We start from the raw sequence: 23,913 nt of genomic DNA on the forward strand, positions 1-23,913 counted from the left end.
AAAAACTAAACAACCAAACAACTAAAATTGTAAATTGCATACAAATCAACGGGCGAAAATGAAACTATTTATTGCTTTTACTTTGTTTATTCTCATGGGCTTCTCTACTTCTGCACAAAAAGGCTTTAAACAACAGCAGCTAAAATTTGAACGGGTGAAGGCTGCTTATGACCTGAAGTGGGCCTTTTTGGAAAAGGAGTTAAAGCAAGCAGGTTTTGATAAAGGTTATCAACTGTATATTGCTGCTTTTAAGGCTGAGGGCAAGGTAGAATTATGGCTAAGGGCGCAAAACCAATTGGCTTTTACTTTATTTAAAACCTATGCTTTTTGTGCCCACTCAGGGATTTTGGGGCCAAAGATTATGGAAGGCGACCTACAAACACCTGAGGGTTATTACTACATTAATGTGTTTAACCCGATGAGTAACTTTCATTTATCGCTGGGTGTTGATTACCCAAATGAAGTGGACAAAGCCAGAACAGGAAAAGATCGAAAAACTGGGGGAGATATTTACATCCACGGAGATTGTGTTACGGTGGGCTGTATTCCTTTAACGGATGATAAAATAAAGGAGGTGTATTTGTTGGCCATGGAAGCTAAGGATAAAGGGCAAACGCAAATCCCTGTCCATATCTTCCCTTTCAGGATGACCAAGGCAAACTTAGAAAAATACGGACCAAAATACCCTCAAAATTTGGCATTATGGAAAACGCTCCAAGCAGGCTATCTGTATTTTATGCAACACAAGACCTTGCCTAAGGTGAGCCAAGTTGGTGGAAATTATGTGGTAAAATAAAAGCCCTCCAACTGGAAGGCCTTATTCTTTGCGCTTTATTCCTTAATCTTATAACATACCGCCACAAACAGAAAGTGTTTGCCCGGTTACGTATGCACTCATATCCGACGCTAAAAAGACGCAGACATTGGCGATATCTTCTGTTTCTCCGGCACGTTTCAAGGGGATATCTTTTTCCCAACCCGCAACTACGGCAGGATCTAGTACTTCGGTCATTTCTGTTTTGATGAAGCCTGGTGCCACTACATTGGCACGGATATTACGAGAACCTAATTCTTTAGCCACCGATTTAGTGAAACCAATAATTCCGGCTTTAGAAGCAGCGTAGTTAGCTTGTCCGGCATTACCTTGTACGCCAACTACCGAGCTCATGTTAATGAAAACACCTTTACGGTTTTTCATCATCACTTTAGAAGCAGCTTTGGTTACGTTAAATACCGATTTCAGGTTAACGTTCATCACATCGTCCCAGTTTTCTTCACTCATGCGCATCAACAAGCCGTCTTTGGTAATGCCGGCGTTGTTTACCACAATATCGATCGTTCCAAAATCAGCAACGATGTCGTTGATCAATTGCTCTGCCTGGTCAAATTTAGAGGCATCAGAACGGTATCCCTTTACCTGGGTTCCAAAGCTTTGTAATTCTTGTTCCAAAGCTTGTCCTTTTTCTACTGATGACAAGTAGGTAAAAGCAACATTAGCGCCTTGTTTTGCAAATTCTTCGGCAATTTTTCTACCTATTCCTTTTGATGCACCCGTTACCAGTGCTGTTTTTCCTTCTAATAATTTCATTTATGAAATGTGTATAGTTGTGATAATTTATATCGTAAAGTTAACAAATTGTTCAATTGTTGTATTGCTTAATTGCTTTCGGGCAGTAACCAACTAAACTGCTGGCTCTTGTTGGCTTAAGCAATGGAAGCTACCCAAGCCCCAAATAATATCTGTCGAATCAATCCCAATTACCTCACGGTCTGGAAATGCTTTTTGTATAATTTCCAAAGCAATTTTATCGTTTACGTCTCTGAAAGTTGGGACAACTACCGCAGCATTTGCAATGTAAAAATTGGCATATGAGGCAGGTAATCTGGTATCTTCATAAATCACTGGCGAAGGCATTGGCAGTTCAATGATGTTCAACTTTCTGCCATCCAACAAGGTCATTTCCTTTAAACGCTCCAAGTTTTCTTTCAATAGCAAGTAGTTTTCATCTAAAGGATTGCTTTCTACCACGGTAAGCACCGTATCTTCATTTACAAAACGAGTAATATCATCAATATGGCCGTCGGTATCATCGCCTACAATACCATCGCCCACCCATAAAATTTGTGATGCCCCATAGAATTCCATCAAATAGGTTTCTATTTGCGCTTTGGTTAAATGAGGGTTTCTATTCTCGTTCAGCAGGCAGGCTTCGCTCGTTAAAATAGTTCCAGCACCATTAAACTCCACCGAACCGCCTTCCATCACAATGTCAGGCGTAAATAATGGCAAGTTGAAATGCTTAGCTATTTTGGTGGGCACTACATCATCCAAGTCGTAGGGAGGATATTTATCTCCCCAAGCATTATAGCCCCAATCTACCACCGCTTTCTCATTTCCTTTTAACACAAAAGCAGGTCCATGGTCACGGCACCAAGCATCGTTGGTTTCGTTAAAATAAAACTCTATCTGACCTAAATCGGCTCGTACCCTTTCCAGTTGCGATACGGCAAAGGCTTTCATTTCCTCGTCCTTTACGTTAATACGCACTTTTTCACCTTTGGCAACCGCCTTAATGAACAAGCAGTAAGGCTCGTAAATAGTTTCTATTTTCCCAGGCCATGAAGCTTCCTTATGTGGCCAGCTTAACCAAGTTGCCTCGTGCTTAGCCCATTCTGCGGGAAATGCGTAGCCTTTTGCTTTCGGTGTTTCAGAAAATTGGAAAGTCGGAAAGTCAGAAAGTCTGGAAGTGTGAGATTTTGAAAGACTAGCTGTATTAGATTTATGATGTGCTTTATCGGACATTAGCTTAATGATTTTATAAGACCATTTATCATTACAAGAACTTCTTCACAAGCTGAATAAAGTTCCGTAAAACGGTCCTCTAATATATATTTTCTTCTTTTAGCGAGATGCAAACAACCAACAACTTCAATATCAGACCTTAATGCGTAACGCAGAAATCTTATAAATTCAGCATTACTTTGTCCTGTGCTTCCTTCTGCAATATTTAGCGAAATGGAGTCTGCAGCTCTTTTTATTTGCGAGTTTAGGATATAAATTTCTTCTCTAGGAAATGTCTTAGTCAATTGGTCAATCTCGTCAGCTAAGTCCAAAGCTTTTTGCCAGACTTTTAGTTTTTCAAATTTAAATGACATAGGTTGTATTTTAGATGAAATGAAGATACAACTTTGTCTTGAAAAACTCTTTCAGACTTCCCGACTATAATCTTTCGGACTTCCTGACTATCATCTTCCCGACTTAAAAACTAATCTTCGTCGATAAACCTCTTGGTAATTGGCTGGTAAGAATCAATCCTTCTATCCCTTAAAAAAGGCCAGTGTTTACGGATATAATCGCTTTGCGTAAGGTCAATATCCACTACTTCAGTTTCTTCTTCATCGTGCGAAGCCAAATACAACAACTTACCTTGTGCATTGGTTGCGAAACTACCCCCCCAAAATTTCATACGTCCTTCTTGCTCAAAACCTACACGATTCACACTAATTACAGGCAAGCCGTTAGCCACTGAGTGCGAGCGTTGGATCGTTTGCCAAGCGTTGTACTGATCTTTATTGGTCTCTTCGTCCTGTGTAGTGTCCCAGCCAATGGCCGTTGGATAAAACATAATTTCGGCGCCCATTAAAGCGGTAATACGCGAGGCCTCGGGATACCATTGGTCCCAACAAATTAAGACACCTATTTTGGCAAACTTGGTTTGGAAAACCTTATAGCCCAGGTCGCCAGGAGTAAAATAAAATTTCTCGTAATAAGCCGGGTCATCAGGGATGTGCATTTTACGGTATTTGCCCAAATAAGAACCGTCGGCATCTAAAACGGCAGTAGTGTTATGGTACAAACCTTCGGCTCTTTTTTCGAACAACGAAGCAATAATTACCACGCCAAGCTCTTTGGCAACCGTTTGCAAGGCGTCGGTAGATGGTCCTGGAATAGCCTCCGCCAAATCAAAATTATCGTAATCCTCTACATCGCAAAAATACAACGAGGTAAAAAGCTCTTGTAAACATACAATTTGGGCGCCCTTTGCAGCAGCTTCCCTCACTTTTACAATCGCTTTATCTAAATTTTCTTGCTTATCGGCGGTACAGCTCATCTGCACCATACCTACTTTTACTTTGCTCATATTCTTAGATTTGAGTATCGGGATATAAGATTTGAGACACGATCTCCAACCTTACACCCTAAACCTTATACCTTAAACCATTTTCGAGCCGCAAAGTTAGGCAAAAACGTCGATATTTTTTAGAAAAGCAAAGCCAGTACAAAGCACTTCCAACAGCCGGGCTTTACGCTGCAATCTTTTTGCCAACGGCACTGCGCCAACCCCGTACCTACGGGCTTGTTGTATGGTACCTGCCACAAAAAGTATTTCCGCTGCAATCCCGTTTACCAACATCGTTATTTGCTTCGTATCCCACATGAAGTGGCGCATCAAAAATTGGCTAAATTTCTCGCACAAACTACCGGGCATTTAAGTTTTCAAACTGCACTAGCTAGTTTTAGCAACAATATCCTTCATGATCTGCGCTGCATGAGCACGAGAATTCTCAATAAACCACTTATGCGTGTCCATGCCTCCACAAACTACGCCTGCCAGGTATAAGCCGTGAATATTGGTTTCCATGGTCTCAGGATGATAGGCTGGGGTTTGATTCTCATCCAAAGCAACGCCCAGTTTCAGCAGAAACTTAAAATCAGGCCGATAACCTGTCATGGCGGCCACAAAATCATTTTCTATCTCTATCTCTCCTTCAGGTGTAGCAATAACAACAGTTTGTTCCTTTATCTTTTTTAATTTGCTTTCGAAATAGGCTTTGATGGAACCTTCTTTGATACGGTTTTCAATATCTGGACGCACCCAGTATTTCACGTTCGGCCCAATATCGCCACCACGAACAACCATCGTTACCTCAGCACCTTTACGATAAGTTTCTAAAGCAACATCCACAGAGGAGTTGTTGGCCCCAACCACCAAAATCTTGCTAAAAGCATAGTAGTGGGGATCTTTATAATAGTGAGTAACTTTCGGCAAATCTTCGCCCGGGATGTCCATCAAATTTGGCACATCGTAAAAACCGGTAGCAATGATTACATGCTCAGCTTGGTAATTTGTTTTAGAAGTCTCCACATGGAACAAATCATCTACCTGTTTTTGGCAGCTCAACACCTCCTCAAACAGCTTTACGTTCAGCTGGAATTTTTCGGTTACACGCCTGTAATATTCTAACGCTTCGTTTCGGTTTGGCTTTGGGCTAATGCTTACAAAAGGCACCCCACCAATTTCCAAACGTTCCGAAGTAGAAAAGAAAGTCATGAACACGGGATAGTTGTACAAACTGTTCACCAAAGTGCCCTTATCAATAATGGCGTAGCTTTTTCCTGCTTTTTGCGCTTCTATTCCACAGGCTAAACCTATGGGCCCGGCACCAATAATTAAAACCTCAAAATGTTGTTTTTCTGATGTTGCCAAGTGATGATTCTTTAAAATTAAACCTGTATCAGCAAACTGTCTTCATAAAGAAATACTTTGTTGCAATTGCCAAAACGTGTGGTAATAACGAGATAGCTTAAGCTTTAGCCAGCTTGCTTGGGCAAACAAAATCTGTACGTTTCAACGATGTATTTTTGATTGCGCCATAGCCACCGGCAACATCTATCACCTGATCTATACCACGGGCTTTCAGGATAGAAGCCGCGATCATAGACCGATAGCCGCCAGCACAGTGGATATAATAGGTTTTATTACCATCTATTTCAGCTGTCCAATCGTTAATATAATCCAACGGACGTGAATGGCTAAACTCCAAATGCTCCGACTCGTACTCTCCGGGCTTACGCACGTCAAGTGCTAAAATTTCCGGGTTTTCCTGATAGGCTTGCTCAAATTCACTTGCTGAAACAGAAGTTACTTGGTCAGTTTGCTTACCGGCATCTTTCCATGCCTGCATACCGCCATCCAAATACCCAATGGTATTGTCGTAACCTACACGAGCCAAACGGGTAATCGCTTCTTCGGCCCTTCCCTCATCGGTAATCAACAAAATATTTTGTTTTAAATCAGGAATTAGCGCACCTACCCACGGTGCAAACTGGCCATTTAAGCCAATATTAATGGCATTAGGTACAAAAGCTTGCGCAAAAACCTGTGGATCGCGTGTGTCGAGCATTAATGCGCCACTTTGGTTTGCCAAATCCTCAAAAGCTTGCGGCGAGAGTGGGTTAAGTCCTTTTTGATAAACTTCGTCGATACTTTCGTACCCACCTTTGTTCATGGCTGCATTTTTGGCAAAATATTGTGGAGGGGGCAAAATACCGTCGGTTACTTCTTTGATAAACTGCGCTTTAGTTTCGGCTTTTAAAGCATAATTCACCTGCTTTTGGTGGCCTAAGGTATCAAACGTTTCCTTGCTCATGTTTTTACCACAAGCTGATCCGGCGCCGTGGCCAGGGTAAACGATCACCTCGTCAGCCAAAGGCTTGATTTTTTCATTCAGCGAATCGTAAAGCAAACCCGCAAGATCGTCCATGGTGAGGGTTCCTTTTTGCGCCAAATCTGGCCTACCTACATCACCAATAAAAAGGGTATCGCCCGTAAAAATACAATGGTTTTTGCCTTGGGCATCGGTCAACAAATAAGTGGTTGATTCAAGTGTATGCCCAGGAGTATGCAAGGCGGTAATGGTAAGTTCACCTATTTTAAACTGTTCTCCATCGGTAGCAATATGCGCTTTAAAAGAAGTAGTTGCGGTTGGCCCGTAAACAATTGTTGCACCTGATTTCTCTGCCAAATCTACATGGCCTGATACAAAATCAGCATGGAAATGGGTTTCGAAGATGTACTTTATTTTAGCTCCGTTTTGCGATGCTTTCATCAAATAGGGCTCTACTTCTCGGAGCGGGTCAATAATGGCAGCTTCGCCATTGCTCTCAACGTAATAGGCCGCCTCAGCCAAACATCCAGTGTAAATTTGTTCTATCTTCATTTCTATAAGTATAAGTTAGGTGAGCAATTTACCTGCCAATCCTCAACAAAAATAGCATTAATGCTTTGTTTGTGGTATGACAACGATCATAATTGCAGAAGTTTTACTTTTGAGCGTATGAAAGACTGACAGAATGGTGAAGGATAATGCACTAAGCAGCCACTGTTGCTGCCAATGGGGTTAAAGCGCAAAACAACCTTAAATGCCAATGGCATGTTAGTTAGTTAACTCTCCCGCAATAGGAGTTTCCATTTGCTGCTTAATTTCTTCGGCACTCAAATCAGCGCCCAAAAGATACATCAACTTGGTTACGGCAGTTTCAAAAGTCATGTCATAACCACTCAGCACACCCATTTTTTTGAGCTCACTACTGGTTTCATACATTCCTAATTGCACCGATCCTCTTAAGCATTGCGAGATATCAACGATAATTTTACCGTCTTTGATGGCTTGCGCTAATGCATGGATAAACCACTTTTCTGTGGTGGTATTGCCCGAGCCAAAAGTTTCTAGCACAATAGCTTTTACTTTTGATTTGGTGACCGCCATTACCACTTCTTCTGTCATTCCGGGATAAGCTTTCAACACGCCAATATTGGCGTCAAATTTAGTCTGGATATAAAAAGGTGCTGTTGGAACAGGCAAAATTTCTTTATGGAAGAAGGTAAGCTGCACTCCTGCTTCGGCCAAAATTGGATAGTTGGGCGAGCGGAATGCTTCGAATTTTTCCGTATTGAATTTAATAGATCGATTACCTCTAAATAACTGATTATCGAAATAGATACATACTTCAGGCACAACCGCTTTTCCATTGGCTTTGGTTGCGGCAATTTCTAATGCAGTAATCAGGTTCTCCTTGGCATCAGTCCTAATTTCGCCGATAGGTAATTGCGAACCGGTTAAAATTACAGGCTTAGCTAAGTTTTTAAGCATAAAGCTTAATGCCGATGCCGTAAAGGACATGGTATCTGATCCATGTAAGATCACAAAACCATCAAACCCTTCGTAGTTGTCCTTAACGAGTTGGGCAATCGCATTCCAATGGCTGGGATGCATATTCGAGGAGTCAATAATTGGCGTAAATGAATGTACAGATAGCTGATAATTTAACCGGGCAAGTTCGGGAACATTGTCCTTAATTTGCTCAAAATCGAATGGAACTAGCGCTCCGGTTGTGGCATCATTTACCATTCCTATGGTACCACCAGTGTAGATGATTAGTATCTTGGTCATTAAAGTACAGCTATGGTTTTGTTTTACAAATTAAGTAACAATCGCAGAGCTTTTTAAAATACAGAAAATATTTATCAAATAATTAACTATTTGGGCGATAGATTGAGAAATGTATAAGCGAAACCTTGATTTGTTCATAAAATGGAACGGATATCTGATATCGCCTTTGCGCCGTTTTGCGAAGGCTTCAAAAACCTTTGCGGTAAAAACATTAACCGCTAAGAAATAAAGAGTACGCCAAGAACGCTAAGACTAAATTCCAAATATTTTTTTGGAATTTTCTGTGGTAATTTCGGCCACTTCTTCAATGCTCATTCCATAAATATCGGCTACTTTTTGAGCAACATGCACCAAATAGCTGCTTTCGTTTGGCTTTCCCCTAAAAGGAACTGGTGCCAAATACGGAGAGTCTGTTTCCAGAACAACGTTAGCTATGGGCACATCGGCCAAAACCAAATCTAAACCGGCTTTTTTGTAAGTGATCACCCCGCCAATTCCGAGGTAAAAACCTAAATCTATCGCTCGTTTTGCTTGCACCAAATCGCCGGTAAAACAGTGAAAAATACCACGCATTTTTTCATGCCTTTGTTCTTCCAATATTTCAAAAACTTCGTCAAATGCTTCGCGGCAGTGAATTACAAATGGCAAATCCAATTGTTTGGCCCATTCAATTTGTTGCTTAAAAGCTTCCTTCTGGATGGGGAGGGTGGTTTTATCCCAATAAAGATCTATCCCAATTTCACCGATAGCATAAATAGCTCTGCCAGCAATGCACTGATAAATTTCGGCCAATATTTCCTGGTAATTATCCTTTACATCACAGGGATGGAGGCCTGCCATGGCAAAACAGTTTTCAGGGTAGGTTTTCACCATTTCATCAATCATTGCTATAGAAGCCAAATCTACATTGGGCAGGAACAAACGTTTTACACCGTTATCAAAACAACGTTGCATCTGTGCTGCTCTTTTATCCAAATCTTTTTCGTAGTACTGATGGGTATGGGTATCGGTAAGTAACATGCTGCAAAGTTAGCTTTTTGCTTGGTTTATTGCCTTAATGATTAGAAACTATAAGCACAAAAAAACCGTCGCAAAGGACGGTTTTTCTTATTTTCTTGCTTGCTGATTAGTGCTTGTGACCATCATTTGCAGCGTGGCCTGCCGCTGGCGCAGCTGGTGCCGGAGCTGGAGCAGTACCAGCTTTAGGCTTAATGATATCTACAACTTCGATATCGAATACCAATGGGCTGAAAGGTCCAATTGGGCCGCCACCTTGTTCTCCGTACCCTAATTTAGAAGGAATAATGGCTGTTACTTTACCGCCTTTGCCTACTAATTTGATGGCCTCTGTAAATCCTGGCACCGTACCACCTACAACCATTTTAGTTGGGCCATATGGTCTGCCTGGCTGATGAACTTTAGCTTCTTTAGCCACTTTTTCGTCACTGGTATCAAAAATCTTATATTTCTTGTCTTCGCCTTTTTTAGTGAACTTACCAGTATAGTTTACTGAAACCGTGTCCCCATCAACTGCTTTTTCGCCGCTTCCTGGAGTGGTAATTACATATTGCAAACCACTTGCAGAAGTTTGTACTTTTAAGTTGTTGTCTTCAATAAAAGTTTTGATTTTAGTTGGCTCAGCGGCTTTCTTTTTATCCATATCAGCCTTATAATCTGCCTGGAAGAAATCACCTGCACGTTTTTGGAAGGTCGAATCTGCTTCTTTGGGGCCTTTTTTGAAAACTTTTTCGATTTTAACGGTAAACACGATGTACTTATCGTTTTTGAACATTTCTGGTTTAGGCTGTTTGGTGTGGAAAGCCATGGTATCCAAGTTGATTTTGAACGTAGCACTATCGCCTTCTCCGAAAAGGGTCAGCACGTCTTGCATATCACCTGCATATTGCTTTTTACCTACCGGAAAAATCTGCGCCTGCTCACTGTCGTAGGTGCTGCCCAAAATTGAATCTCTTTCGTTCTTTTGGATAAAATTCAATTTTACCACATCGCCTTCTTTGATTTTTTCTTTACCTTCCGACTTGTGGATTTTGTACAACAAGCCTCCTGGGCCTTTTTTTTCCGTGTTACAAGCTGCTAAACCCAAAGTAGCCGCTAGCAGAATTACTAAACTTTTTTTCATTTATGATTTAAATTGTCTTTTAATGTGAATGCTCCCAACCGAAGTTGGAATTATTTCATTTATTGGTTTTAAGTTATTTTAATGTTTGCTTTAAAAGCCCGCTAAGTTAACGAGCTTTCTGATTATTTTTTATATTTATTTGTTTATTTTCTAAACTATTGCAGCAGTTGGGTTTTATATTCTGGCAAGATGGCCTTAAAATCAGCGATGGTTTGGGCCAAGCCTTTATCTGAAGCGCCACCGGCAGCATTTCTATGTCCACCACCCTGAAAGTATTTCTTACAGATTTCATTTGCGGGGAAATCGCCGGTTGAACGCAGGGATAGTTTAACGCGGTCTGTTCTTTCGATAATGAAAGCGGCAAGTTTTATTCCGTTGATGGATAAGGCATAATTCACAATTCCTTCGGTATCGCCGGTTATGATCTGGTATTTTTCCAGTTCTTCTTTGGTGGCACTGATGATGGCCGTATTGTATTCCCTCAAGATCTCCAATTTGTTGGACAGGCAGTAGCCCAAAAATTTCAGGCGGTTTTCCGATACGTTGTCATACACCAGTTGATGGATACGCCAGTGTTCAGCGCCGAGGTCAATCAAATCGGCCGCAATGCGGTACACCGTTGAGGTTGCAGAAGGGAAACGGAACGAGCCTGAATCGGTCATGATACCGGTGTAAAGGCAAGTAGCGACATCTTTGTTCACTTTTTCTGGTTCTTCCATCACATTCACGATAAAGTCGTAAACCAGTTGTGCAGCTGCGCAGGCATTGATATCCCAATGGCGGTAATCGTCAAAATCTTCGGGTTCCAAATGATGGTCAATCATCAGTTTGATTGCCGTGCTGTTCCTGATATGTTCGCCCAGTTCGTTGATACGGGCCAGGGTGTTGAAATCTAGGCAGAAGATCAGCTTCGCTTCGTTAACCAAGCTTAGGGACTGCTGTACCTGTTCGGTGTAGATGATGACGTCTGAATTGTTCGGCATCCAGTGCAAAAACTCAGGATAGTCCGTTGGCGTGATTAAACTCACGTGATGACCTTTCTGGATCAGATAGGCATACAAGCCCAACGACGATCCCATGGCATCACCATCAGGTTTATGGTGTGTGGTAATGACAATTTGCTGAGGCGTTGAAAGTAATTCTTTAAGTTCTGGTACCGATATCATATTTATAGCTTGCGAAGTTACTGATTTATTGGTTAACTGTTAAATTGGGGAATTGTTTACCGCCACTAAAGGCAATTACGTACTTTGCGGCATTGGTTTTGCTTGTTAAACCCGATTGAAGCGGCAGCCCGCAGCGAGCTTAAGCGAGCGAGGACTAGAGCTGAAAGCGGGGCTTTCGGAACAAAAGCGCCCCTACTGGTGTTTTCCATAAAACCTTTGGAAAGTTTTTCTTATGCTCTGCTTTAATTATTTACGTCAATAATTGTACTTTTGCAAAAAATTATAAAAATGAGCACAAATAGAACTTTTACTATGATTAAGCCTGATGCCGTGGCCAACGGGCACATTGGTTCGATCATAAATGATATTACTCATGCGGGTTTTAAAATCATTGCATTGAAATACACTAAACTTTCTGCTGAAAAAGCTGGTGAGTTTTACGCTATCCACAAAGCACGTCCTTTTTACCATGATCTGGTTAGCTTTATGTCTTCTGGGCCAATTGTAGCTGCTATTTTGGAAAAAGAGAACGCTATTGAAGAGTTCAGAAAGTTGATTGGTGCTACCAATCCTGCTGAAGCTGCGGAAGGTACTATCCGCCAAAAATATGCAAAATCGATTGATGCTAATGCCATCCACGGTTCTGATTCGGACGAGAATGCTCAAATTGAGGGCGATTTCTTTTTTACTGCCGACGAGCGTTTCTAATTGGCTTTGGCAACCGCATTTTTGGAATGCTTCACTTCTGTGAACAATGTAAAATATCATAAGCACCTTTTTTGGGTGCTTATTTTTTATTGTATCTTTCGCTTTTTAACCTAAATAATGAAGAAGATTTTTTTAATAGCAGTAGTTTCTGCGGCAGTTTTTAACGCCACTGCGCAGACTAAAACCAAAGCCAAAACCATGCCTGTTAAGGCCAAAACAGCTGCCAGCAAGCCTGCGGCTAAGCCTGTAACGCTAAAAACCAAGATAGACTCGGCAAGTTATGCGTTTGGCATGGCCATGGGCAGCAACCTAAAGTCGGGCGGATTGGAAACGATCAACTACGAATTATTGAGCAAGGCGTTAAAAGATGTGTTTACGGGGACTAAAACCTTAATGAGCGAGCAGGCCTCTCAAAGTGCCATCAACAACCTGTTCGAAAGTCTTTCGAGAAAGAAGTTTGAACCTGCCATTAAAGAGGGAGAAACCTTTTTGGCACAAAACAAAACCAAGGCAGGTGTTAAAACCACCGCCAGCGGGCTGCAATATGAAGTGCTTACAGCGGGTACCGGAGCACAGCCTAAGGCTACCGACCAGGTAACCGTGCACTATAAGGGCACTTTACTTAATGGTTTTGAGTTTGATAGTTCGTACAAGCGTGAGCAGCCGGCAACTTTTGGATTGAACCAGGTAATTCCTGGCTGGACGGAAGGTGTTCAATTGATGAAGGAGGGCTCGAAATACAGATTTTTTATTCCCTACCAATTAGCTTATGGAGCAAGGGGCATGGGCAACGACATCCCGCCGTTTAGCACCCTGATTTTTGAGGTGGAACTGATCAAAGTTGGCGCAAAAGAAGAAGGCCAATAAAAAAACTTAAGATTCCGTAGCCTGCCATTTATAAATGGCAGGTTTTTTTTGCCTTACAAAACTGTACTTTAACTGAATCCAAAACCTTTTAAGGGGAAAGCTGTTAGATAAGGAAAACATTTAATGGTTATGAAAAAATTGATGCCCCTTTCTCTTGTAGTTTTATTGGCAAGCATGCTAAGCAGCTGTGAACTGGTTGAAGGCATTTTTAAAGCTGGCATGTGGACCGGTGTAATTTTAGTGGTGTTGGTTGTTGCGATCATTATTTGGATTGCCGCAAAACTTTTTGGCGGAAGCAAGGATTAGGCCTACAAGAACACGATATCGGTAATGACCTGTGAGCCTGCTTTTTCGTTGAGCTTGTCTACGATAGCGCTTTTAACTATCAGCAATTCGTTTTTCACTACCGACGATTCTATCCTGACGAACAGTTTGCGTTGGTGTATGTAGATTTGCTTGGTTCTGTTGGCCACGGCAGTGCCCATAATTTCGGGCCACATAGCCACCACACCGGTTTCATCAAATTTACCACGCAGTTTATAATGGGCCAGCAATTTATCTATTGCTTGTTTTAGGGTGATATCATTGGGCTTACGCATGGCTTACGCTCCCTTCACTTACGTTGAATAAATCAACCTTGATCGCAATTTCCTCAAATACCTTTGCTACTCTTTGCTTATCGGTATCTGTGATGAAAATTTGTCCAAAATCATGGTGGGAAACCATTTCCATTAATTTGTGTATGCGGTGTTGGTCTAGTTTATCAAAAATATCGTCGAGCAATAGCAATGGTTTAAAGCCTTTGAATTTTTGCAGATAGCTGTATTGTGCCAATTTGAGTGCTATCAAGAATGATTTTTGCTGCCCCTGCGATCCAAATTTTTTCATGGGCATCCCTGCAATTTCAAAAGCCAGCTCGTCTTTATGAATGCCCACCGTAGTGCGTTCAAGCAATCTGTCTTTTTCCATTGCGTGTGTTAACAGGATCTCAAAATCCTGATCATTTAGCTGCGATTGGTAACTTAGGGAAACCTGCTCAGCGCCATTGGTCAAAAACTGGTAGTGCTTATCAAAAAGCGGGATAAAGTTGAGCAAAAACTCCTTCCTTTTTTCAAATATGATGTTTCCCGAATTTACCAACTGTTCATCTAAGATCTGCAAAAGTGCTACATCCAGCGTTCTGGTAGCGGCCACTTGTTTAAGCAAGGCATTTCTGTTGAGCAGGTGTTTGTTGTAAGTGATCAGTTCGTCAAGGTACCGGCTGTCTGTTTGGGAAATTACATTATCCACAAACCTGCGCCGCTCCTCGCTACCGTCCATAATAAGGTTAATGTCATAAGGTGAAATCATCACCACCGGAAATAATCCGATATGATCTGCCAGTTTATCGTACTCTTTTTTATTTCTCTTGAAGGATTTTTTCTGGTTGCGTTTTAGTCCGCAGGATATTTTCTCTGGCCTTTGGTCACGCAGGAAACTTCCTTGTACCAAAAAAAGCTCTTCTCCGGCTTTAATCTGTTGGCTGTCGATGGGGTTGAAATAGCTTTTGCAAAGGCAAAGGTAGTGTATGGCGTCGAGCAGGTTGGTTTTACCGGCACCGTTGTTACCCACAAATGCGGTTACCGAATTAGAAAAAATCAAATCGGCAGAATTATAATTTTTAAAGTTTAAAAGGGTAAGATCTTTTAGCCACATAACAGAGAGAGCCAAAGTTACCCTTTTTTACACAAGCTTACATACTTAACTTTACAAAGTGTTTAAATTTCCGGCCAAAGCAAGTACATGGGCTGCCAAAATCACCTTCCCTTGGCTTGATATTGGGCTTTGGTGGCCCTGCCAAACCCATCTATAAAATTACAAGCTATTTTAAACAGTTTCTAATTAAATGATTTAAAAAGAGTTGATACTTTAAATGAAAAATGTATTTTTGCAATCCTTTAATTTTAAACTAAAAATGTCTGCAACAGAGAAAGAAACAGTACAACCAGTAAAAAAAGGCTCATTTATACAAGAAAACACTAAAAGCTTGGCTTTTATTGCTGGAGCGATAATTGTTTTAATTGGTATTTTCATCTGGTACCAGGGAGTATACTTAAAAAACAGAACCGAAGAAGCAGCCAGCAAAATGTTCAAAGTTGAGCAGCTTGTGGGCGTTGACTCGTTAGCTAACCAAGCCATTAAAGGTGAAGGTGGTTTCACTGGACTGGAAACAATTGCAACAGAATACGAAAACACGAAATCTGCGAACTTGGCCAACCTTTACTTAGGTGGTATATACTTGCGCAAAGGCGAGTACCAAAAAGCTGTTGATGCCTTGAGCAAATATAGCGCAACCGGCAGCCCAGTTGTTGATCCATTGGCACTTGGTCTTTTGGGCGATGCTTATAGTGAGCTAAAAGATTACAAACAAGCGGCTACTTATTACAAAAAAGCAATTGATAAATCTTCCAATAAATTCACCTCTCCTATATTTCTTAAAAAATTAGGCTTGGTAAACGAAGCTCAGAAAGACTATAAAGGAGCTGAGGAGGCTTACAACAAAATCAAAACGCAATTTCCTGAAAGCGCCGAGGCCCAAATGATTGATTCTTACATTGGCAGGGCTGCTGCGCAAACGAAATAAATTCCAACAAGACATTTAAAAGAAAGCTTCCGATTTGGAAGCTTTTTTTTATTTCGCCTCCTTTGGTAAAAACAATGATTTGTTCAGGGGCAAACTTTACGTCTTTCAGATAAATAAACAATAAAAACCTATCTTTGCTGGCATGGCAACACACCTTAAAAACCTTTCAGATTTTTCGCATACCACTATTCCATCAGGAAAAGGTTATCAAATAGCGATTATTGTAGCCGAGTGGAACGCAAAAATAACCGGAGCCCTTTACCAAGGCGCTTTTGATACGCTACTCAAACACGGAGTTGAAGAAACCAAGATCCTTTCTTTGAGTGTGCCTGGCACATTTGAACTTACTGGAGCGGCCGATATCCTTTTGAACAAAAGGAAAGACATTGATGCGGTAGTTTGCATTGGCTGTGTTATCCAAGGGGACACTAAACACTTTGATTTTATATGTGAAGCCGCTGCACAGGGCATTACCAATGTGGGCATCAAATACAGCAAGCCGGTAATTTTTGGCGTACTTACCACTAATGACGAGCAGCAGGCCATTGATAGGGCCGGGGGCAAACATGGCAATAAAGGTGACGAAGCGGCTATTACCGCCCTTAAAATGGTGGAATATTCGCTAAATGTTAGTGCTTCATTTTAAAACTTTCAACTTTAAACGTACATCTTACAACTTTTTTGTAATTTAGGTTTCAAAAACAATCATTTCAAGATGAAAAAAATAGCTATCCTGTTGTTGTTCGCATTTTGCGCCATCACGGTATTACAATCCTGTTCCAACCGCCTATGCCCTGCCTATAGCTCTTACCCAGAGTCAAAAGGGAGAAGATAGTAATGAAAGATTGGATACTATTAAATCACATTTCCCAAATTGATGGCATTAAGGTTGCCCAGGGTTATAGCTTAATTTTTAAGCATAGTACTCGTTGCTCCATTAGCATGATGGCCAAAAGAACCTTTGAGAGATATTGGGATGTGATCCCGGATAAGGTTAGCCTTTATTTTCTTGACCTGATCAGTCACCGGGATGTTTCGGCCTACATTGCGGATACTTTCCAAGTCCATCATGAATCGCCACAGATACTGCTCATTAAAGATGGCCAGTGTATTTTAGATGCTTCACACGGGGACATCTCTGCAGAGGAAGTGGCAGAGGTGGTTAATGCCTAAATTTATTTTAAACCATTAAGAAGTTAAGGGGATTAAGCGTTAAGGCTGCGTTTATCTTTCCCGAAAATAGATTAACCTACAAATCTTTGCTTTAGCCCCCTAAAACAAATAAAAAAGCTCCGAAATTTACTTCGGAGCTTTTTCGTTATACTTAAAACTGATTAAGCTACTACCGTTTCGTTTAGCTTTAATGCCGCAGAAGTACGTTGACGTGTCTCCTGGCAAAGTTCATTGTCCTCTGCCAGCTTTTGCCCGTAACTGGGAATCATCTCCCTGATTTTACTTTGCCAATCGGCAGTTTGCATTTGCTTTTTAAAGCACTTGCCCAATAGCTCCAACATAATCGAAACTGCTGTTGAAGCTCCAGGAGAGGCACCCAGCAACGCTGCAATTGAGCCGTCGCCAGCGCTTACTACTTCGGTACCGAATTCCAAAATACCACCACCGCTTGGCTTTTTCTTAATCACCTGCACCCGCTGTCCGGCAACTTCCAGCTCCCAATCTTTAATGTTCGCATCTGGCATATATTCTTGCAGCGCAGCAAACCTATCTTCAGGCGACTGACGAACTTGCTCAATCAGATATTTAGTAAGGTCAATACTTTTTAATCCTGCCGAAATCATCGGACGGATGTTGCTAAACTTGATAGAAGCAGCCAGATCAAAGTAAGAACCGTTTTTAAGGAACTTGGTTGAGAACCCCGCATAAGGCCCAAACAACAATGCCTGTTTTCCGTTAATGATCCTGGTATCTAGGTGAGGTACCGACATAGGTGGTGCTCCTACGGCAGCCTTTCCGTACACTTTGGCATGGTGGCGTGCAATCACTTCTTCGTTGGTACATTTCAGCCATTGCCCACTTACCGGGAAGCCGCCAAAGCCTTTACCTTCTTTGATGTTAGATTTTTCCAGCAGTAATAAAGACCCGCCGCCTGCACCGATAAATACAAATTTGGCCAGGCGCTTCCTTTTCTTTCCGCTATCCAGATTCTTCACTTTTATTTCCCAAGAACCGTCATCCTGTTTATTGAGGTCACGAATTTCGTGGTGGAAATGCAGCGCTACTTTATCCTGCTTGGCCAGATAGTTGAACATTTCCCTGGTTAATGAGCCAAAGTTAACATCGGTTCCCAAATCCATTTTAGTGGCCGCAATGGGTTCTTTTTCGTCCCTGCCCTCCATCACCAACGGAATCCATTCCTTTATTTCTGAAGGATTTTCGCTGTACTGCATCTCGTTGAACAAGTTGCAAGCTTTAAGATTGTTGTAACGTGTTTTTAGATAATCGACATTCTTTTTGCCCCATACAAAACTAAGGTGAGGGATGTTCCTGATGAATGAACAAGGATCTTTAAGGATGCCCTTATCCAACAGATAAGTCCAGAATTGTTTAGAAACTTCAAAAGACTCGGCAATAGAAACCGCCTTCTTCACGTCAACCGTACCGTTAGCCTTTTGTGGGGTATAGTTTAGCTCGCAAAAAGCCGAGTGACCAGTTCCCGCATTGTTCCACGCATCAGAACTTTCAGCAGCGGCAACGTCCAAACGTTCATAAATCTCTATGCTTAAATCAGGGTTAAGCTCTTTGAGCAGCACGCCAAGCGTTGCACTCATGATACCGGCCCCAATTAAAATAACATCTGCGTCGGTTTCAACAACCGTCTTTCTTTTTCTACTCATTTTAAACCAAATATAAATACCTGCCGTAGCCAGCAGGAGAATATGCTAATAACTAAACGTTATTTGTTGCTTAATATCAGGGTGCAAACTTTGCGCCACTGGACAGGTTTTAGCCGCTCTTTCAATAATCGTTTTTTCTTTTTCGGTGTAATTATTGGCCGGAAACTGGAGCTCCACCTGTATTTCACTCACCCGGCGAGGGTTTTCGGCCATCACCTTGGTAATTTGAGCTTTCGTTCCATCAATGTTAAATCCGTGGTTTCTTGCCGCAATGCCCACAATGGTTAGCATGCAATTGCCCAAAGAGGTAGCCAGCAAATCGGTTGGCGAAAAAGCTTCTCCCTTTCCCTGATTATCAACAGGAGCATCGGTAATAATTTCCATGCCTGACCTCAAGTGCACCGAGGTAGTCCTCAAATCTCCGTTATAAGTTATTTCCGACGTTTTCATAGCTCAAATTTTCGCAAATTTAGTGCTTAAAATCAAAAAATTATGTAATAAAATTGAAGTTTTATTCACTATTTCATATTTAACTTCAAAAGACTATCAAAGCCTAATTTACGGCAGCATCGCTTTTTTTATCATTTCCATAAAAAACACCGCCCAAGAGCCCCTTTTTTTATTAAAATGGCGGATTAACGGCCACCGTAGCGCTAGATTTATAAACTGAGGGAGAGACGCCGGTATACTTCTTGAAAAACTTCCCGAAGAAAGACTGGTCGCTGAAGCGCAGTTCATCGGCCACTTGCGAAACGTTCAGCAAATGGGACGACAGCAACACCTTTGCCTCGTTAATAACCATCTCATCTATAATTTCACCGGCCGTTTTACCCGTTACGGCTTTTACTACCTGCGATAAGTGCCTAGAGGTTACAAACAGTTGTTTTGCGTAATGTTGAACACGCTTTTCGCTTTTAAAGTTTTCGCTCAGCAGGTTAAGGAAGTTTGTCGTCAGTTCTTCTTGCCTGTTTAGCTTTACCGGAATAAAAACACGGTATTTACTGTACACGATAAGGATTTCGTACAACACTGAAATAAAACTGTGGCGTACCACATCTTTAAAATGAGGGGTAGAATCGGGCAGGTTGATCTTCTTTTTTAACGATTTTAGCGAGAACACCAAATCCCCAAATTCATCGTCATTTAGGGAGAATTTGTGAACCAAATCAGTAGAAAAAAGGTGCATGATCTCGGCACCGTTCAGGAATACGCCCTGTTCTTTCAGGTACTCTTTCTTAAAGCCCATGCTGATGAATTCAAAATCATCAGACATTTCATATAGTTCGCACAAACTCCCTGGGGTAACCAAATATACGTCCTTTGCCGTCATGCAGTTTTTCACAAAGTTACTCTGGAAAACAAAGGAACCTTTCTGCACTACAATAACCGCAAAGGAATTAGACCTGAAAGGCTCGTTAAAGATCATAAAAGGTTTAATTTCGGCACTGGTAAGCACATTCATGTTACCTCCGTTAATCAGCCCTTCCTCCAAGCACTTCTGCTCTACTTTGTGCATCATTGTTTTACAATTTATATAGATTATTGCATAACTACGTTAAGTACTATACATACGCTACAAAGTTGAACAAAGAATTACAAAATTACCAACAGCAAATTATATTTTTAAAAAGATAATGAGGTATAAAAGCAGTTCCTAAAGCCTATGGAACAGGAAAAATCTAGTTATTTAAAGCGCAATCGATATTTTGTTTGCCAAATGTCAGATTTACAAAAATAATACTTTTTGACCAATAAGCACTACTTTTGTACCACCCGCTCGGATTAAAACTTTTATTAAATTTGCGGGATTTTATTAATTCTCATTTATTAAATCGTTAAATTTATGTTATTAAGGAGAGTAACATGTTTAACATAAGGCAAGTCTAACATCAATCGAAGTGTTATCCTGTTTAAGCTCGAGAGAATTAATATCAAACTACAAATGACCTAATTGCATAAAAATATGCGTAAAAAATTACAAGATAGAATAGCTTCGTTTCAAGATGCCAAAATTATTAAAGAAAGAGGCTTGTATCCATATTTCCGCTCTATCGACTCTGCGCAAGATACAGAAGTAATGATTAACGGAAAAGAAGTGCTGATGTTTGGCTCCAACTCCTATCTGGGGTTAACCAACCACCCAAAAATTAAGGAGGCTTCCCAAAAAGCGATTGAAAAATATGGCACGGGCTGCGCTGGATCAAGATTTTTAAATGGCACTTTAGATATCCACCTGGAACTTGAAAGCCGCCTGGCCGCCTATGTTGGCAAAAAGGCTGCTGTACTTTTCAGCACCGGGTTTCAGGTGAACCTGGGCGTAATTTCTTGCTTACTAGACAGAAACGACTACCTTATTTTAGACGAGTACGACCATGCTTCGATTATTGATGGCAGCCGACTGTCATTTTCCCGCTCCATCAAATATGCCCATAATGACATGAATGATTTGCGTGCAAAACTAAGTCGTTTACCTGAAGATGCCGCCAAACTAATTGTATCTGACGGTATTTTTAGCATGGAAGGCGATTTGGTAAACCTGCCTGAAATGGTAAAAATTGCTGATGAATTTGGCGCAAACATCATGATGGACGATGCCCACAGCTTAGGGGTAATTGGTTTTAACGGTGCTGGTACCGCTTCACATTTTAACCTAACGGATAAAGTGGACCTGATTATGGGCACTTTCAGTAAATCGTTAGCTTCATTAGGTGGTTTTATTGCCGCCGACGAAGATACGATTGAATTTATCAAGCACAGAGCCCGTTCATTAATGTTTAGCGCAAGCATGCCTCCTGCCGCGGTGGCAAGCGTTATTGCCGCTTTGGATATCATTGAATCAGAACCAGAAAGAATTGACAAGTTGTGGGCAAACACCAACTACGCAAAAAAACTATTGCTTGACGCAGGTTTTGAGATTGGACATCCTGAAAGCCCAATTCTGCCAATCTATATTAGAGACAACGAAAAAACCTTCTTAATCACCAATATCCTGCAAGAAAACGGCATTTTTGTAAACCCTGTGGTTTCTCCGGCCGTTCCTTCGGATGCGTCTTTAATCAGGTTCTCGTTAATGGCAACACATTCTTTTGAACAGATAGAAAAAGCAATTGACAAGCTTAAGCTAGCCTTTAAAGAAGCAAGTGTAAATTTAGTAGGCGCATCCTTGTAAAATGGCACAGATTATACCTGTAACAGACAAGAAACTGTTAGCAAAGTTCATCGATTTCCCTCATGAACTTTACAAAAACGACCCTTTTTACGTGCCCGAACTTTTTATTGCGCAACGCGATATGCTAACCCCCGGAAAGCATCCTTTTCACGAACATGCAAAAATGCAATTGTTTTTAGCGGCCGAAGGTGAAAAGATAGTGGGTAGAGTTGCGGCCATCATCAATGGCAACCACAACAAAACCAAAAATGTAAACGAAGGTTTCTTTGGTTTTTTTGATAGCGTAAATGACCAAGCAGTTAGCCAGCTGTTGCTTAATGCAGCGCAAAATTGGCTAAAAGAGCATGAACAAACCAAAATTATTGGCCCAGTAAACTTTTCTACCAACGACATCTGCGGTTTGCTTATCAAAGGTTTTGATGGCCCACCCGTTGCGATGATGCCTTACAACGCCCCTTATTATCTACACTTATTGGAAAATTTCGGCTTTGCCAAAAAGGTAGATCTAAGAGCCTATAAATACACGGCCGGTAATTACAGCGACAGATCCGTAAGCCTGTTAGAAGGACTGGAAAACAGGTTACAAAGAAGCAACATCGTTATCAGAAAAATCAACCTTAAGAAATTTAAGGAAGAAGCTGCTGCATTAAGGGAAGTTTATAATAAAGCTTGGGACAAAAACCTAGGTTTTGTGCCCATGACCGACAAAGAATTTGACTACACGGCCAATGATTTGAAAATGGTACTGGATACTGATTTCTGTTACATTGCAGAACAAGAGGGCAAGCTGGTTGGCTTTGCGCTAGCCATTCCTGATATCAACCAAATCCTTATTAAAATTAAAAAGGGCCGCTTGTTCCCTACCGGGTTGTTAAAATTACTATTGGGCAAAAAGAAAATCAACGGCATCCGGATCTTGCTGTTGGGCGTAGTTGATGGCTACAGAAAGCTAGGCATTGAAGCTTGTTTGTACGGACGAATTATCAAAGCATTTAAAGCTAGAAACTTCCAGTATGCAGAAGCCAGCTGGACTTTGGAAGACAATGACATGGTGAACCGTCCTATCGAAAACATAGGCGGACAGCTATACAGAGAATACAGAATACTAGAGAAATCGATATAGGATCTTTATGAGCAAAAAGGTGTTGATTACGGGTGCGAGTGGATTTGTAGGCTATCACTTAATTGTTACCGCAATTGAGCACGGCCTGGAGGTTTACGCTGCCGTTCGCCCAAACAGCAACACCACCCACCTTAAAGGATTGCATATCAATTACGTTCAACTGAATTTTAATGCGGTTGATGAATTAAAAGCCGAGCTCGAAGAAAAACAATACCACTATATTGTACATGCTGCTGGCACTACTAAAGCAAAAAACCAACAGGAATACAATAAGGTTAATGCCGGGTATAGCAGAAATTTAGCGCTAGCGGCCTCGTTGGTAAATTACAGGCTTGAAAAATTTGTATTTGTAAGCAGCTTGGCTGCTATTGGTCCAATTGCTGATTTTAACGCAAGCATTCACGACAATGCAATTGCCCAACCCATAACGCTATATGGAATGAGCAAAAAATTGGCAGAAGAACAACTCCATAAAATTGAGCGCCTGCCATTAATTACCGTGAGACCAACCGCAGTTTATGGCCCAAGGGAGAAAGACATTTTCATCCTTTTTAAAACCATTAACCAAGGGCTGGAGCCCTATATTGGAAAATTTAACCAACAGTTGAGTTTCATTTATGTAAAGGACCTGGCAGAGATCATTATCCGTCTGCTAGAGTCGGAAATTGTACATAAAACCTACAACATTACCGATGGTTTGACCTACGATAGATATGCTTTATCCGAGGGGCTGAAAAAAGCACTGCACAAAAAAACGCTAAAAGTGCACATCCCCTTGGGAATCATCAAAGGTTTAGCTGGTTTTATGGACACCATTTATGCCAGAAGCAGCAAAACACCAACGTTAAACAAAGAAAAGATCAAGGAATTGACCGCTCCCAATTGGGCCTGCAATATTGACAACTTGAAAAGAGACCTACAGTTTGAGCCTCAATATGATTTAGAGAAAGGCCTAGAGGAAACTGTAAAGTGGTACAAAGCGAACCATTGGTTAAAATAAACCAGGTTTTAAGATTTAGGAGCGGAGAGT

The 23,913-nt window shown here is 41.2% G+C and carries 26 protein-coding genes; 10 read left to right on the forward strand and 16 right to left on the reverse strand.

Going from position 1 to position 23,913, the window contains the following annotated elements; all coding sequences use genetic code 11:
- Window positions 1–58: 58 nt before the first annotated feature.
- Window positions 59–796: a L,D-transpeptidase family protein gene (locus DUT71_RS08250; RefSeq protein WP_113662046.1), complete on the forward strand. Its 738-nt coding sequence runs from the start codon at window positions 59–61 to the stop codon at window positions 794–796.
- A 48-nt stretch (window positions 797–844) separates the two neighbouring features.
- On the opposite strand, the gene fabG is transcribed toward DUT71_RS08250, so the two are convergent.
- The 11 genes from fabG to DUT71_RS08305 all read right to left on the reverse strand — a co-directional run bounded on the left by fabG (window position 845) and on the right by DUT71_RS08305 (window position 11,541).
- Window positions 845–1,588, reverse strand: coding sequence for a 3-oxoacyl-[acyl-carrier-protein] reductase (fabG, locus tag DUT71_RS08255; protein ID WP_113662047.1), 744 nt, complete (start codon window positions 1,586–1,588; stop codon window positions 845–847).
- Between the two features lie 93 nt (window positions 1,589–1,681).
- Entirely contained in the window at window positions 1,682–2,803 is a 1,122-nt protein-coding gene (locus tag DUT71_RS08260; RefSeq protein WP_113662048.1) for an agmatine deiminase family protein, read from the reverse strand.
- Window positions 2,803–3,156 (reverse strand): four helix bundle protein, encoded by a 354-nt coding sequence (locus DUT71_RS08265; protein ID WP_113662049.1) that lies wholly within the window; start codon window positions 3,154–3,156, stop codon window positions 2,803–2,805. The genes DUT71_RS08260 and DUT71_RS08265 overlap by 1 nt, the downstream gene beginning before the upstream one ends.
- Window positions 3,157–3,266: 110 nt before the next feature.
- Window positions 3,267–4,142, reverse strand: a complete 876-nt coding sequence (locus DUT71_RS08270; RefSeq protein WP_113662050.1) for a carbon-nitrogen hydrolase — start codon at window positions 4,140–4,142, stop codon at window positions 3,267–3,269.
- Window positions 4,143–4,238: 96 nt separating this feature from the next.
- Window positions 4,239–4,451, reverse strand: a complete 213-nt coding sequence (locus DUT71_RS08275) for a hypothetical protein (protein ID WP_205313879.1) — start codon at window positions 4,449–4,451, stop codon at window positions 4,239–4,241.
- A 57-nt stretch (window positions 4,452–4,508) separates the two neighbouring features.
- Complete coding sequence (locus DUT71_RS08280; protein ID WP_113662052.1) at window positions 4,509–5,489, reverse strand: YpdA family putative bacillithiol disulfide reductase; 981 nt, start codon at window positions 5,487–5,489, stop codon at window positions 4,509–4,511.
- Window positions 5,490–5,586: 97 nt separating this feature from the next.
- The gene (locus DUT71_RS08285) at window positions 5,587–7,002 is read right to left on the reverse strand and encodes an MBL fold metallo-hydrolase (RefSeq protein ID WP_113662053.1); all 1,416 of its coding nucleotides are present in this window, start codon (window positions 7,000–7,002) and stop codon (window positions 5,587–5,589) included.
- Between the two features lie 216 nt (window positions 7,003–7,218).
- A complete protein-coding gene (locus tag DUT71_RS08290; protein ID WP_113662054.1) occupies window positions 7,219–8,235 on the reverse strand; it encodes an asparaginase in 1,017 nt (338 codons plus the stop codon).
- A 252-nt stretch (window positions 8,236–8,487) separates the two neighbouring features.
- Window positions 8,488–9,255 carry a TatD family hydrolase gene (locus DUT71_RS08295; protein WP_113662055.1) on the reverse strand — a complete coding sequence of 256 codons (768 nt, stop codon included), beginning with the start codon at window positions 9,253–9,255 and terminating at the stop codon, window positions 8,488–8,490.
- Between the two features lie 106 nt (window positions 9,256–9,361).
- Window positions 9,362–10,375, reverse strand: a complete 1,014-nt coding sequence (locus tag DUT71_RS08300; RefSeq protein WP_113662056.1) for an FKBP-type peptidyl-prolyl cis-trans isomerase — start codon at window positions 10,373–10,375, stop codon at window positions 9,362–9,364.
- A 155-nt stretch (window positions 10,376–10,530) separates the two neighbouring features.
- On the reverse strand, window positions 10,531–11,541 hold the full coding sequence (locus DUT71_RS08305) for a DHH family phosphoesterase (RefSeq protein WP_113662057.1): 1,011 nt from the start codon (window positions 11,539–11,541) through the stop codon (window positions 10,531–10,533).
- A 288-nt stretch (window positions 11,542–11,829) separates the two neighbouring features.
- Here DUT71_RS08305 and DUT71_RS08310 point away from each other — a divergent pair, with 288 nt between their 5' ends.
- The 3 genes from DUT71_RS08310 to DUT71_RS20355 all read left to right on the forward strand — a co-directional run bounded on the left by DUT71_RS08310 (window position 11,830) and on the right by DUT71_RS20355 (window position 13,422).
- Entirely contained in the window at window positions 11,830–12,249 is a 420-nt protein-coding gene (locus tag DUT71_RS08310; RefSeq protein WP_113662058.1) for a nucleoside-diphosphate kinase, read from the forward strand.
- A 117-nt stretch (window positions 12,250–12,366) separates the two neighbouring features.
- Window positions 12,367–13,116, forward strand: a complete 750-nt coding sequence (locus tag DUT71_RS08315; protein ID WP_113662059.1) for an FKBP-type peptidyl-prolyl cis-trans isomerase — start codon at window positions 12,367–12,369, stop codon at window positions 13,114–13,116.
- 129 nt (window positions 13,117–13,245) lie between these two features.
- Window positions 13,246–13,422 (forward strand): hypothetical protein, encoded by a 177-nt coding sequence (locus DUT71_RS20355; RefSeq protein WP_240186882.1) that lies wholly within the window; start codon window positions 13,246–13,248, stop codon window positions 13,420–13,422.
- Between the two features lie 2 nt (window positions 13,423–13,424).
- Here DUT71_RS20355 and DUT71_RS08325 read toward each other — a convergent pair whose 3' ends face one another.
- Window positions 13,425–13,715, reverse strand: a complete 291-nt coding sequence (locus DUT71_RS08325; RefSeq protein ID WP_113648093.1) for a DUF721 domain-containing protein — start codon at window positions 13,713–13,715, stop codon at window positions 13,425–13,427.
- A complete protein-coding gene (recF, locus tag DUT71_RS08330; protein ID WP_113662061.1) occupies window positions 13,708–14,811 on the reverse strand; it encodes a DNA replication/repair protein RecF in 1,104 nt (367 codons plus the stop codon). Before recF ends, DUT71_RS08325 begins: the two co-directional genes overlap by 8 nt.
- 259 nt (window positions 14,812–15,070) lie before the next feature.
- Here recF and DUT71_RS08335 point away from each other — a divergent pair, with 259 nt between their 5' ends.
- The 3 genes from DUT71_RS08335 to ytxJ all read left to right on the forward strand — a co-directional run bounded on the left by DUT71_RS08335 (window position 15,071) and on the right by ytxJ (window position 16,912).
- A complete protein-coding gene (locus tag DUT71_RS08335) occupies window positions 15,071–15,739 on the forward strand; it encodes a tetratricopeptide repeat protein (RefSeq protein WP_113662145.1) in 669 nt (222 codons plus the stop codon).
- Window positions 15,740–15,881: 142 nt separating this feature from the next.
- Window positions 15,882–16,385, forward strand: a complete 504-nt coding sequence (ribH, locus tag DUT71_RS08340; RefSeq protein ID WP_113662062.1) for a 6,7-dimethyl-8-ribityllumazine synthase — start codon at window positions 15,882–15,884, stop codon at window positions 16,383–16,385.
- Window positions 16,386–16,576: 191 nt separating this feature from the next.
- The gene (ytxJ, locus tag DUT71_RS08345; RefSeq protein WP_113662063.1) at window positions 16,577–16,912 is read left to right on the forward strand and encodes a bacillithiol system redox-active protein YtxJ; all 336 of its coding nucleotides are present in this window, start codon (window positions 16,577–16,579) and stop codon (window positions 16,910–16,912) included.
- Window positions 16,913–17,073: 161 nt separating this feature from the next.
- Here the strand turns inward: ytxJ and DUT71_RS08350 are convergent, their stop codons facing one another.
- The 3 genes from DUT71_RS08350 to DUT71_RS08360 all read right to left on the reverse strand — a co-directional run bounded on the left by DUT71_RS08350 (window position 17,074) and on the right by DUT71_RS08360 (window position 20,110).
- Complete coding sequence (locus DUT71_RS08350; RefSeq protein ID WP_113662064.1) at window positions 17,074–18,591, reverse strand: malate:quinone oxidoreductase; 1,518 nt, start codon at window positions 18,589–18,591, stop codon at window positions 17,074–17,076.
- 45 nt (window positions 18,592–18,636) lie between these two features.
- On the reverse strand, window positions 18,637–19,041 hold the full coding sequence (locus DUT71_RS08355; protein WP_113662065.1) for an OsmC family protein: 405 nt from the start codon (window positions 19,039–19,041) through the stop codon (window positions 18,637–18,639).
- 172 nt (window positions 19,042–19,213) lie between these two features.
- A complete protein-coding gene (locus DUT71_RS08360; RefSeq protein ID WP_113662066.1) occupies window positions 19,214–20,110 on the reverse strand; it encodes a helix-turn-helix domain-containing protein in 897 nt (298 codons plus the stop codon).
- A 444-nt stretch (window positions 20,111–20,554) separates the two neighbouring features.
- On the opposite strand from DUT71_RS08360, the gene spt reads away from it, so the two are divergent.
- From spt to DUT71_RS08375, 3 genes are read left to right on the forward strand one after another with little or no spacing between them, the layout of a single operon-like run.
- Complete coding sequence (spt, locus tag DUT71_RS08365; RefSeq protein ID WP_113662067.1) at window positions 20,555–21,760, forward strand: serine palmitoyltransferase; 1,206 nt, start codon at window positions 20,555–20,557, stop codon at window positions 21,758–21,760.
- A gap of 1 nt (window position 21,761) precedes the next feature.
- Complete coding sequence (locus tag DUT71_RS08370) at window positions 21,762–22,883, forward strand: hypothetical protein (protein WP_113662068.1); 1,122 nt, start codon at window positions 21,762–21,764, stop codon at window positions 22,881–22,883.
- Between the two features lie 7 nt (window positions 22,884–22,890).
- The gene (locus DUT71_RS08375; protein WP_113662069.1) at window positions 22,891–23,883 is read left to right on the forward strand and encodes an NAD-dependent epimerase/dehydratase family protein; all 993 of its coding nucleotides are present in this window, start codon (window positions 22,891–22,893) and stop codon (window positions 23,881–23,883) included.
- Window positions 23,884–23,913: the final 30 nt, after the last annotated feature.

Source organism: Pedobacter nanyangensis (assembly GCF_003313505.1).
Classification (GTDB): Bacteria; Bacteroidota; Bacteroidia; order Sphingobacteriales; family Sphingobacteriaceae; genus Pedobacter; species Pedobacter nanyangensis.